The organism is Acinetobacter sp. D009 (genome assembly GCF_038562025.1).
In the GTDB taxonomy this organism is placed as follows: Bacteria; Pseudomonadota; Gammaproteobacteria; order Pseudomonadales; family Moraxellaceae; genus Acinetobacter; species Acinetobacter pittii.
On record NZ_CP151886.1, the window covers coordinates 115,105 to 127,346 of the forward strand.

The window sequence follows — 12,242 nt, forward strand, 5'->3', positions numbered from 1 at the left end:
TAATATTATTTTGAAACTTGCGCTAATAAAGATAAGAAAACGATGCGGCATGCGGTTAAAACCTGCTCAAGCGACTGCTCAAACCCTCCCATGACCCATCGAATCGCAATTTGAGTGACATATCCATTTAAGCCAGTTGCAATTAAAGAAAGCTCATTTTCATGGTGTTGAATTTGCGGCATGGTCAACATAACAAAGGCTTGAATCATACGATCAAATTGCGCAAGTGTTTCTTGAATGGTGGCCTGATTATGTAACTCTTGTACCAAAACGGCATCGACATAGATGATACGAGCTAATCTTGGGTCGTCTTTTAATGTCGTCAGCAATGCTCTTAAACCAGCATCCACCATTTTTTCTGGATCGGGTGCCGCTTTAATCACGGCTTGCATTAAGTTTTGCTGTAATTCTTCAATCATTTTTAAAAAGATGGTTTGGAATAAATCTTCACTCTTTTTAAATGATTCATAAAAATAACGTTCTGTGAGTTTTGCCTCTTGGCATACATCTTTTACCGTCACTGAAAAAAAACCGAGTGTTCCGTAGGTCGCAATACCTGCTTCAATCAGTTTTTCACGGCGTGCCTCTTTACGTTCAGATAGAGATAACCCTTTGAACTGACGTTCTTTACTCACACTTTTTGTTTTCTTTTTACTGGTTGAGTCGTTAGTCGCCATAAATAAGTCGTTTCCTAATGAATGGTGTCCTAATTTATAGGTTTTGGCCAAATATGCTCACTATGATAAAGCCCTCAGAAGAATTGTGCCATTCTATCTGAAATTACAGTGTACTATATTGACAATGAATATTGTCAAAATTATATTGAAGATGTCTGAACTGCACATGCAATGAACCGACTGTGCAAATATCGAAAAACAAAGGATGGACAATGAAAACTTTTAAAAACAAAGTCGCTGCAATTACGGGCGCGGGTTCTGGCATTGGGCAACAGTTAGCAATTCTTTTGGCAAAACAGGGCTGCCATCTTTCGTTGAGTGATATTAATGAAAAAGGATTACAACAAACTGTCGAGCTTTTAAAGCCTTACAGCAATATTACTGTTACCACCAAAAAGCTTGATGTATCTGATCGTGAAGCAGTAAAGCAGTGGGCACAAGAAACTGTGCAAGATCACGGTTCTGTTAACCTGATTTTTAACAATGCTGGCGTTGCATTAGGTTCAACTGTCGAAGGTGCGACCTACGAAGATTTAGAATGGATTGTTGGAATTAACTTCTGGGGTGTTGTGTACGGTACGAAAGAATTTTTACCGTTCATTAAGCAAACTCAAGATGGACACATTATTAACATCTCGAGCTTATTTGGTCTGACTGCCCAACCTACACAGTCTGGCTATAATGCAACCAAATTTGCTGTACGTGGTTTTACCGAGTCATTGCGCCAAGAGTTGGATATTGAAAAAAGTGGCGTAAGCTCGTTGTGTGTACATCCGGGAGGAATTCGTACCAATATTGCTAAAGCTGCAAAAATGAGTGACAGTTTGACTAGTTTAGGTATGGACCCGACTAAATCGATTCAAAACTTTGACAAGCTACTTCGTACTCCTCCAGAAGAAGCTGCCCGTCAAATCTTGGATGCTGTTTTGAAAAATAAACGCCGTTTATTGATTGGTAGTGATGCAAAAATTCTTGATGCATTCCAGCGTTTATTCCCAACCGGATACCAACGTGCTTCAACCATTGTGACTAAGTTAATGAAATAATTTTCAATGCAAAAAAGCCATCAATTGATGGCTTTTTTTATGTGGCTTGGATGGTTCTAAATAAGAACTTTGATCGTCTTTTTCTTCCAGATAAATTGATAATACAAGCCTTGAATAATACATAGACTGACAAATGCCAAGGCATAGGCAACCCAAATGCCTTTAAGCCCCCACATTGAGCTAAACCAGTAAGCACATGGAATTTCAATAAATAAAATGGCAGAGATATTAATCAGCATTGGAACAGTCACGGTGCCGCTCGCACGCATGATAGATGCAAAAATGGCACCTGCGCCAAAGAATAAAATTGCCCAAAGTACAATAAATAACAGCTGTTGACCTAACACCACCACAGTTGGGTCGGTAATAAACAAAGCCATTAAATATTTTGAAAATAGATAACCAAGTGCAATTAAGGCACCTGTAAATAAAAAGTTCATTCCCAGAGCCGTGCGAGTTACTCGTGCTAATAGATCTGATTTACCCGCACCAATCGCTTGCGCTGCAAAAATTGAGGCTGCGATGGAGATCGAAATCGCTGGAAACTGAATATAGTTGAGCACCTGATTCACTGCACCATACGCTGCTGTAGCATGTGAACCATAATGGTTAACCAACCCAACAATAACTAAACCCGCCATTGAGGTCGTAATCATTTGAATACCAGTTGGGACGCCTAAGCGTAATATGATTTTGCTTAGTTCTGGATTATGACGGATATGTTGCAGAAGCTGACGATTCGGGCGAAGTGGATGATTTTTCTTATTTAGATAAATCGCGAGAAAAATCAAAATAGCCACATAACCCGTGATCGTTGCGATTGCTGGAGCAATAATCCCAAGAGCAGGTAAGCCAAAATAACCTTTAAGTAATATTGGGGTAATCACTAAACCAATTACACTGGTTAAAGCAAGGGCCAGTAAAGGGGTCGTACTGTCTCCCACACCACGTAAAATTGAGGTATAGATAATATAAACGAACAGAAGTGGACTACCTGCCAGCATCCATTGCACATAAGGCAAAGAAAGATGCATTACCTTGGGATCTGTACCTAAAAGCTCCAAAATATCATGGGCGAAAAACACACCGATAATCGCGGTAATAATTCCACCAATGATGGTCATAAACAGGGTAGAACCAACTACACTTTGGACTTTTTCTATATTTTGCGCGCCCCATGCTTGCCCTACTAAAACAGTAGTACCCGTTGAAATCCCGATAATAAAAGCGAGGAGCAAAAACAAAATAGGAAAAAAAACCGAGACGGCAGCAATCGCATCAACTCCCATCATTTGACCAACAAAGATGGTGTTAATAGTTCCTGACAAGTTCTGCAAAATATTGGTAGCAATCAAAGGTAGCAAGAAAACAAAAAATGTTTTCCATAGATTTTGCTGTTGAATTAAGGACTGTCTTGGTGGCATGTGTTCTCCATCGCCCATCTCTTTGTTGAGCTGGGCGGATATTCAACTTAGTATAGTTGGAGCGAATGACTTGTAGTATTTTTACAGTGCTAAGTGGCTAAATTTATTAACATTGATTCAAAATTTCTCCTGCTTTTTGCAGAGTCTCATCATTTTTAGCAAAGCAGAATCGAATCAAGCGTAAAGACTCAGGCGCTTGCTCGTAGAAAACCGAAACTGGAATTGCCACAATCTTGTGTTGCTCGGCAAGAAACTGGCACATTTCCACATCGTTTAAGTCGGGACGAATTTGACTGTAATCAAGGTTTTGGAAATAAGTACCTTGAGAAGGTTTTAGTAAAAAACGGCTATTGTGAATTGCCTGATTAAATCGATCTCTTTTCGTTTGGTAAAACTGAGAAAGCTCTTGAATATGTTCTGGATGTTGCTCCATATATTGCGCTAGCGCAATCTGACAAGGAGTCGTGCCACAGAAATTCGCATATTGATAAATCTGGCGGAATAAACGCATTAGCTCAGGTGAAGCGACGCAGTAACCCGTTTTCCATCCTGTCACGTGAAAGGTTTTTCCAAAAGAACCAATCACAAAACTACGCTCTCTGAGCTCTGGAAAATGCAATGCACTAAAGTGTTGTTGACCATCAAAAACTAAGTGTTCATAGACCTCATCGGATAAAACCAGAATATTTTTATCTTGAATCAGTTCAATGAGTTCTAACCAGTCTTGTTTTGCCCAGATCGTACCGGTTGGATTATGGGGCGTATTCACCACAATCATACGGGTTTTGTCATTAATCAAATCTTTAACTTGTTGCCAGTTCACCTTAAAGTCAGGTGCTTGCAACGCAATATGAACAGCTTTACCGCCTGCTAACTCGACAGAAGGGCCATAACTATCATAACTTGGGTCAAAAATAATGACTTCATCACCTGCATTGATGCAGGCTTGTATGGCACAAAAAATTGCAATGGTTGCGCCGGGAGTAATCGTGATTTGAGTGACAGGGTCAAGTTGAAGTTGATCACGCTGCTGAAATTGTAAAGCGAGTTGCTCCCGTAAGCCGAGAATACCATCGCCAGGCGGGTACTGATTATGTCCAGCTAAAGTCGCTTGAGATAAGGCTTCAAGTAAGGCTTGTGGCGCTGGAAAATCTGGAAAGCCTTGTGACAGGTTGAGTGCGCCTAGACGATGTGCCAGTGCCGTCATGGTACTAAAAATAGTCACGCCTTGAGTGGCCAATTTTGACTGTAGCTGAAGCATATTGTTCTCTTATTAAAAATATTTAAAGTTATAAAATTGATTCAATCACTGCCCGAATTACACCAAGTGTCAAACCAATAAATGCACCCACTACAACACCATTTACTCGGATCATATGCAAGTCGCCACCGACTTCATTTTCAATTTTCCCGATCATTTCACGTGAATCCCATTCATGAATGCGTTCACTCACATAGCGTATGATTTTATGGCTATATTGATCCGTAAAATTCATGGCAAGTCCTGTCATTTCTTTGTTGAGAACTTCACGTACTTTTACATTTTGAACAAGGTTTTCACCCAATTGCTGAATCGCAGCTCGCAGGTTCATTGCAATGCCAGAGTCTACTTTCATTAAATCTTCTTTAATGGCATCACACAAAATGGTAACAGCACCACTAATAAAATTTAGAACTTGAGGACTATCAAGGAGCGCATCTTTACCGCTGTTAAGGCGTTGACTGGCAACACTATCGGGTTTCGCTAGCTCCAGCATGAGTGAATGTGCGATCGTTTCAATTTCTTGTCGCCATGGGTGTTCATGGTCGGCCAGCATCGATTCTACTTTTTCAACCAATGAGTCGATTGTACGTTGTTGAACATCAATTCCAATCCAGCTTGCACCTCTTGCAAGTGACCAGACCCCCAGTGCTTTAAACATTTTTCGGGTTAATTCACGGGTTTTATCTGGGTTTTGTACCACCCACTCATGGGCAATATCGAGACCACGTTGTAAAACATCTTGGTGGAAATCATTTTCCAAGACTGCACGTAGCATTTCACTGGCGAGTTTGTTGACTTGGGTATTACGTACCCATTGCACGCTGTTGTTTTGCACGAAATTAGCAATTTGCTCTTGGCTCACAAATTCAAAAATTTTCGGTACAGTTTGCTGAATGAGCTGCACCACTTGCGTATTGTTTTGCGGACTTGCCAACCATTGACCAATTGCGAGGCTTAAGTCTGTTTTTTCTAAGCTTCTTTCGACTACTTGAGGCGAAAGAAAATTTTCCTGTACAAAACGGCCCATTGACTCTGCAATGCGTGCCTTGTTACGCGGAATAATCTCGGTATGGTCCCGTAAAAACTTAGGAATCGGTAACTTACCAAAAGGGTTCCGAAACAGAACTGTAATCGCGTACCAATCGGCTAGACCACCAACTACGCCGGCTTCGGCCCCTAGCATCAAAATATGAATAAAACCTGTGTATTCTGGCAGAAAACGGTCGGCTACCATCAGTGCAATCCACAGCACAACGACGATGATCAGCGCTAGGGTAGCAAAATATTTACTACGTTTAAGACTGGGCACGTGGTGAACTTCTTCTGCCATGCTCATAAATTTATCCTATTCATTTTTGTTTTACTGGAGGCTCGGGTGGTGGCAACAGCGCTCCTGTCGGACTCAATCCATATTTTTGTCCGATTGATTTCAAGATCAAGGTTGCATCAAAAGCGTCTTGAGGAGCCTGCTTTTGATCCCGATAACATTCAATAGTATACGACACTTGAACAGGGTCGATATTGACCACTTGTGGGAAATCATAGAACGGATCATGCCAGAAACCCGGATAGCGACGACCATAGCCATAAGGATAAAAGCTTGGAGCAGATGGATAAACCACAGCCTGACGTGGTGGTTTCTGACTTTGGTTACTTGGGTCATTCAGTACTTTAAAAAAGCGGAAACCTTTTTGTACGGTCGTTTGCGCTGATTTTACCAAAGTGATTTCTTCAGCTGCACCGTAACTCATATTCGGATCGGCTTGAAAACTAATACGAAACGTTTGCGCATTTAAAGGGTATGCGGAGAACTGACCAAGTTGATCAAAGGTTTTTGGTTTACTTGGAGTCGTTGCACAAGCAGTTAAGGTTAAGGCAGTGCCTAAGGCTAAACAAAGAGAGAGATATTTCATGGTGAACTCCCAGCTGAGCATTAAAACAAAGATGACTCAGCATTAAAAATTAAGAAGCTTTAAAAACTACTGTTCGGTTCTAATAAAAATTCGGTTTCCTCTGGAGTAGAAACACGTCCAAGAATGGTATTGCGATGAGGATAGCGTCCAAAGCGATCAATAATGACTTTATGCTTTTTCTCAAAGCTCAAGTTAATTTCATTGCCAAGATGTTGAAATAGTTTCAAGGCAAATTCATGGATCAATTTTGATTCACTATGCATAAATGGCATATATAAAAAAGAGCGTTGCTCTGGATTAAGCTGTGCATCGAGTTGCAAACTAATCGCTTCTTGTGCCAAAGCTAATGCCAAGCTGTCATAGGCAAAAGATTGGGGCTGATCACGATAGATGTTGCGAGAAAACTGGTCTAGTACAATAATCTCTGCCAAACGACCTTCTGCTGTTTTTCGCCAAGACCAGAGTTCTGCTTGAGTTGCCTGTCGATGAACAACAGAAAAATTTTCACGGATTTTTTTGTCAAAATCATCACTTTTTGCAAACCAAAGTGAACGGTGTTCAGGAGAAAACCAGAAGTTTAAAATGTCTTGTTCGTTCATGATATTGACAACTCTTTAGCAATTATTCTTCAATAAAATCACAATTCTTTCGTGTCTTAAATAACAAGATTGTGATAAAAATTGCCAAACTGGAATGATGTGATTATATAAGTAACCGTATCATCTCACGATTTTGTATATAGTGATCTTTAATAAGCGAGCAAATGCATGAGTCAACCCACTACACCATCTCAATCAGTTATTCCTGCTTGGGTGGATTCGTCGCTACTACAAGGCATGTTACGTGGAATAGAGCGTGAAAGCCTACGTATGCAAAGTAATGGGTTCTTATCACAAGAGTTACATCCGAAGGCACTAGGTTCGGCGTTAACACATCCAAAAATTACGACTGATTATTCAGAAGCGTTGATGGAGTTTATTACCTCACCTAAGCCAACCATTGAAGAAGCTCTGCACGAGCTCACCGATATACATGCGGTTGTACATCGTCATTTAGAAAATGGTGAAAAACTCTGGCCGCTGTCTATGCCATGTATGTTAGACGACAATGAAGAACGCATTCGTCTAGCGCAATATGGCACTTCTAATATTGGCCGTTTTAAAACACTATATCGCCGTGGGTTAGGAATTCGATATGGTCGTCGTATGCAGACTATTTCAGGGGTGCATTACAACTTATCTTTCCCAGATACACTTTTTGCTGAGCTGCAAGCTCATGAAACTGACGAACAATTAAAATCATTAAGTTTGCAGGATTACCGTAGCCATCGTTATTTTGGCCTTATTCGTAATTTTATTCGTTTAACACCATTGGTCATGTTCTTGGTGGGCGCGAGTCCAACGGTATGTCGCTGTTTCTTGACCGGACACAAACATCATTTGTTGCCTTTAATCAAAGGTTCATACTATTTACCGTATGCTACAGCACTCCGTATGGGACGATTAGGCTATCAAAACTCAGCACAAAAAAGCTTAGGTATTCATTACAACAATTTGTCTGGCTATCTGGATGGTTTACAAAAAGCCGTTCATTCTCCTTACCCACCATTTAGCCGTTTAGGGTTAAATGATGCATCTGGTGAGCCGTTGCAAATTAATGATCATGTTTTGCAGATTGAGAATGAATATTACAGTCTAGTACGTCCAAAACAGGTGCCTCAAGCAGGTGAAACACCGTCTCAAGCTTTAAAAAATCGAGGCGTTGGTTATGTTGAGTTACGTGCTGTAGATGTAAATCCATACTCGGCAATTGGCGTTAATGAAACGACAGCAGGCTTTCTTGAAGTGTTAGCACTTTATTGTCTGTTAAGTGATAGCCCAGACTTGTTATGTTCTGAGCAAGACTTGGTTGAGAAAAATCAGACAGAGGTGGTCAACCGAGGTCGAGCGCCAAACGCAACCATTACAGATTTAACAGGGTCATATCACATCGAAGATTGGGCACGTTTATATATTGCAAAAATGCAAGATTGTGCACAGCTACTCGATCAGACCTATGCAACGGACTTGTATGGTTCAGCTTTGGCGGTCATGCAAGCACGAATTGATGAAGTTGATGAAACTTTATCTGCCCATGTCATTGACGATACGTTAAAGCATGGTGGAACTTGGAGTTTTGGTAGCCACATGGCTCAGTTACATGCTGAAAGTTATGAACAGCATGAGCTTAGTGTGGAAACTTTGAAACATTTTGAACAGTTGGCTGCGCAATCTTTACAGCAGCAAGAAAAACTTGAGCAAGATACCAAGATCAGTTTTGATCAATATCTTGAACAATATCGATAATAAAACGAGGTTTTACATGCGATTAAGTTACCGTTTGGTGAGTGGACTACTTGTTTTAGCAAGTATAGTCGGCATGTCTTTTGCGTTGTATCTGGAACATGTAAAAGGTTTAGAGCCATGTCCGCTCTGTATTTTTCAACGTGTTGGCTTAATGGCAATGGGCCTTGTAGCACTCATAGCCTTTTTGCATAACCCAGTTTCCAATGCGGTTAAACGTTTTTATGCATTTTTAGCAGGCATTGCAATTTTATGGTCAGTGGGTGTAGCAGGACGTCATGTCTGGTTGCAACATTTACCACCAGATCAAGTACCAAGCTGTGGCCCGGGTTTAAACTATTTAATTGATGCCTTACCAATGAAAACGGTTTTACAAGAAGTATTGTCGGGTTCAGGTGAATGTGCAGCAATTGATTGGACCTTTTTAGGTCAATCTTTACCAGTTTGGTCATTGGTCTATTTCCTCTTACTATTACTGGTCTGTTTATGGCAGTTATTCCGTTTTTATCCAGTATTTAAGACAACCAAAAAAAGAGCTTAAAGCTCTTTAAAAAAGCCCAACACTATGTTGGGCTTTTTATTGTTTAGGAATAGGTCAAAATATAAGAAAACAAATTAAAAAAAAGAATAATGATGTAGACAGATAGGTCTGTTTTTTATAAAGTGCAGCCGTTTTATATCCTTATGATTATAAAAAATGCTTTTTAATATCTTTAATGTTTTGGAAAAAATAGGGTTAAGTGCGCAGAAACGTGCCGTCCATGTGCAATTTTCTAATGAATTACTCAATAGCCAAGTTTTTTTACAACGTATAGAAGGCCAACATCAGCTAAATGAGGGATTGGAAGCTGAGTTGATCTGCCTTTCAACGAGTGCCCAAATTGCATTAAAGCAGTTTATAGGTGTGCAAGTTGCCGTTGATCAGGTCACTGATTCTGGAGAATTATTTCGAACTACTGGAATTGTAACAGAAGCGAGTTATGGCCAGAGTGACGGTGCTTTAACGCTTTATAAACTCACCTTAAAAGACGCGACAAACTTATGGCACAAGCGCCGTAATAGTCGTGTTTTTATGAATAAAAGCATTATTGAAGTCACTGAAGTTTTATTTAAAGAATGGCAAGAAAGAAGTCCACTTTTTGCGACAAGTTTAAGTCTCGACCTCAGTGGGTTAAGCCAGAGTTATGATATTCGCCCATTTATCATGCAGCACAATGAGTCTGACTATGACTTTCTTACACGCTTATGGCGAAGTGAAGGCGTTAGCTGGCTAATTGATGAAGCAGAGCTTTTTGTTCCTCACTTTACTGCACCTATACAACCTCAAAAACTAAGACTCATTGATGATAATAGCCAGTACCAAGCTTTAGCACGTCGTAGTATTCGCTATCACAGAAGTAGTGCAACAGAATATCAAGATAGCATTACTGGTTTTGTTGCAGTGCGGACTTTGCAGCCGACTGCTGTACATGTGCAACGTTGGCAACCTGATGCTCTAGCACATGAAGAAGGTGTAGGTTCAGTTATCACTACACACCTACATTCAGAGCAATTTGATTCAGCGAGTTTGAGTCTTGAGCAAGCATGGCATGTTAGTCCTGCTTGGATGCAAGATTTGAAAGGGGAAGATCAGGCCACTGCTTCAAGTAGTAATCAGCTAGAGAAATTAAATCAGCACTTCACTGACATGTATGCGAATCAGGCCAAATACTTTAAGGCCTATAGTAGTGTCCGTGATAGCCAAGTTGGTTATTGGTTTAATCTGCAGGAGCATCCTGAAATTGATCAGCATGAAGGGGCTGATCAAGAGTTCCTGATTATTGCTAAAAATTTCTATAACCAAAATAACTTACCAAAAGATTTATATCAGCAAGTGAGCCAGTTGTTAACCCAAAGTCGTTGGCATAAACATGGTTATGATGATATTGAGCGCCAAGGTAATGAGCTGACCTTAATACGCCGTCAAATTAAAACTGCACCTGAATATAATCCAGAACAGCATCGCCCAATTGCTTACCCGCAAAGAGCCAAAGTCGTGGGGCCAGAGGGAGAAACTATTCATGTCGATGAATGGGGGCGCATTAAGGTGCGTTTTCTATTTACTCGTAGTGATGATCATGGGCATGATGGTGGCGCGGGTAGCAATGACAATGATACCGACTCAGCTTGGGTGGATGTACTGACTCCTTGGGCAGGCGAAGGCTATGGAGCACGCTTCTTGCCACGTATTGGTGAAGTGGTGGTCATTGACTTCTTTGATGGCAATATTGACCGTCCATTTGTGACTGGGCGCATCCATGAAGCACAGCGCTCACCAACCAAGTTCGATGTGAAAGGGCAGCTTCCTGATACTAAAAAACTAAGCGGAATTCGCAGTCAGGAAATCAGTGGTAGTGGCTTTAACCAATTACGCTTTGATGACACAACGGGGCAAATTAGTACCCAATTACAAAGTAGCCATGCAGCAACACAGCTGAATTTGGGTAATTTAAGCCACCCGAAAGAACAAGAGACGAGTCAGGGCCGTGGTGAAGGCTTTGAGCTAAGAACAGATGCTTGGGGAGCTGTGCGTGCAGGTAAAGGCATGCTCATTAGTACCTATGCACAAGAGCAAGCTCAAGGACTTCACCTTGATGCGAATGAATCCAAACAGCAGCTTGAAGGCGGGTTAAACAACAGCAAAGCTCTAAGTGAACTTGCTAAAAATCAGCAAACAGATCCATTGGAAGTTCTTGATTATTTAAAAACCTTTTTAGATCAGATTGAACAGCGAGACAGAGATAAAGCTGCTGCATTTAAACAAGCGATTATGGTGTTAAGTGCACCAAATAGTATGGCCCTTACTAGTAATGAAAACATCCATTTGAGTGCAGATGGACATATTAGCCAAACTGCTGGTGATAGTATTAACCTGAGTACTCAAAAGAATTTTATTGCTCATGCCCAGAATAAGATAAGTTTTTTTGCAGCTCAAAATGGAGCAAGAATGTATGCAGGTAAGGGCAGAATTGAGTTACAAGCACAAAGTGATGGTACAGATATCATTGCACGAAAAGGGATACAGATTATTTCAACAGAAGATAGAATCGAAATAACTAGCCCAAAAGAAATTATACTCACTGCGGACGGTTCACAACTCAAGATTAATAGTTCGGGTATTTTCCCTGTAACTGGGGGCAAGCTTGAGGTTAAGGCAGGTCAGCATTTATTTATGAGCGGTGCAAATATTGTTGTTCCCAAGATAAGCTTACCTACTATAAAAACACCTTATAGTAATAAAATTAACTATAATTGGAATATAAATTCGGAAGATAAAAAAGAACTATTTATTATAAATAAAAAGAACAATAGCCTTATAAAAACCCATAAAAATAAGCTTGATAAGAATAATAATTTAAGTTCATTACGGTTTTATACACCAGAAGAAGCAGACTTTACTGCAATGATTTTTAATTCAGATTATATTCAGTTAAAGCAAAATATGCCTGATAGTGAAAATATTGATGAGCTTTTAGAGGAAACACTTTTGTATGACGAAGAAAATGATGACGTCTATACAGAAGAGGAGTTTTGATT

General features: G+C 40.3%; 10 protein-coding genes. 4 read left to right on the forward strand and 6 right to left on the reverse strand.

Annotated features, from left to right (window positions below; all coding sequences use genetic code 11):
• Positions 1-5 precede the first annotated feature (5 nt).
• Positions 6-677, reverse strand: a complete 672-nt coding sequence (locus tag AAC388_RS00530) for a TetR/AcrR family transcriptional regulator (RefSeq protein WP_031949648.1) — start codon at positions 675-677, stop codon at positions 6-8.
• Positions 678-889: 212 nt separating this feature from the next.
• Here AAC388_RS00530 and AAC388_RS00535 point away from each other — a divergent pair, with 212 nt between their 5' ends.
• Positions 890-1,723, forward strand: coding sequence for an SDR family NAD(P)-dependent oxidoreductase (locus AAC388_RS00535; RefSeq protein WP_199977180.1), 834 nt, complete (start codon positions 890-892; stop codon positions 1,721-1,723).
• A gap of 56 nt (positions 1,724-1,779) precedes the next feature.
• Here AAC388_RS00535 and AAC388_RS00540 read toward each other — a convergent pair whose 3' ends face one another.
• The 5 genes from AAC388_RS00540 to AAC388_RS00560 all read right to left on the reverse strand — a co-directional run bounded on the left by AAC388_RS00540 (position 1,780) and on the right by AAC388_RS00560 (position 6,923).
• Positions 1,780-3,147: an MATE family efflux transporter gene (locus AAC388_RS00540; protein ID WP_032005022.1), complete on the reverse strand. Its 1,368-nt coding sequence runs from the start codon at positions 3,145-3,147 to the stop codon at positions 1,780-1,782.
• 106 nt (positions 3,148-3,253) lie between these two features.
• Positions 3,254-4,408, reverse strand: a complete 1,155-nt coding sequence (locus AAC388_RS00545; RefSeq protein ID WP_032036194.1) for a pyridoxal phosphate-dependent aminotransferase — start codon at positions 4,406-4,408, stop codon at positions 3,254-3,256.
• 28 nt (positions 4,409-4,436) lie between these two features.
• Complete coding sequence (locus tag AAC388_RS00550; RefSeq protein WP_342371060.1) at positions 4,437-5,747, reverse strand: DUF445 domain-containing protein; 1,311 nt, start codon at positions 5,745-5,747, stop codon at positions 4,437-4,439.
• 13 nt (positions 5,748-5,760) lie between these two features.
• Positions 5,761-6,324: a hypothetical protein gene (locus tag AAC388_RS00555; protein WP_002122008.1), complete on the reverse strand. Its 564-nt coding sequence runs from the start codon at positions 6,322-6,324 to the stop codon at positions 5,761-5,763.
• 59 nt (positions 6,325-6,383) lie between these two features.
• The gene (locus AAC388_RS00560; RefSeq protein WP_342371061.1) at positions 6,384-6,923 is read right to left on the reverse strand and encodes a DUF924 family protein; all 540 of its coding nucleotides are present in this window, start codon (positions 6,921-6,923) and stop codon (positions 6,384-6,386) included.
• Between the two features lie 168 nt (positions 6,924-7,091).
• On the opposite strand from AAC388_RS00560, the gene gshA reads away from it, so the two are divergent.
• From gshA to AAC388_RS00575, 3 genes are all read left to right on the forward strand, one after another.
• The gene (gshA, locus tag AAC388_RS00565) at positions 7,092-8,669 is read left to right on the forward strand and encodes a glutamate--cysteine ligase (protein WP_060465115.1); all 1,578 of its coding nucleotides are present in this window, start codon (positions 7,092-7,094) and stop codon (positions 8,667-8,669) included.
• A gap of 16 nt (positions 8,670-8,685) precedes the next feature.
• On the forward strand, positions 8,686-9,207 hold the full coding sequence (locus AAC388_RS00570) for a disulfide bond formation protein B (RefSeq protein WP_002121896.1): 522 nt from the start codon (positions 8,686-8,688) through the stop codon (positions 9,205-9,207).
• A 156-nt stretch (positions 9,208-9,363) separates the two neighbouring features.
• Positions 9,364-12,240: a type VI secretion system Vgr family protein gene (locus tag AAC388_RS00575; RefSeq protein WP_342371062.1), complete on the forward strand. Its 2,877-nt coding sequence runs from the start codon at positions 9,364-9,366 to the stop codon at positions 12,238-12,240.
• Positions 12,241-12,242 lie beyond the last annotated feature (2 nt).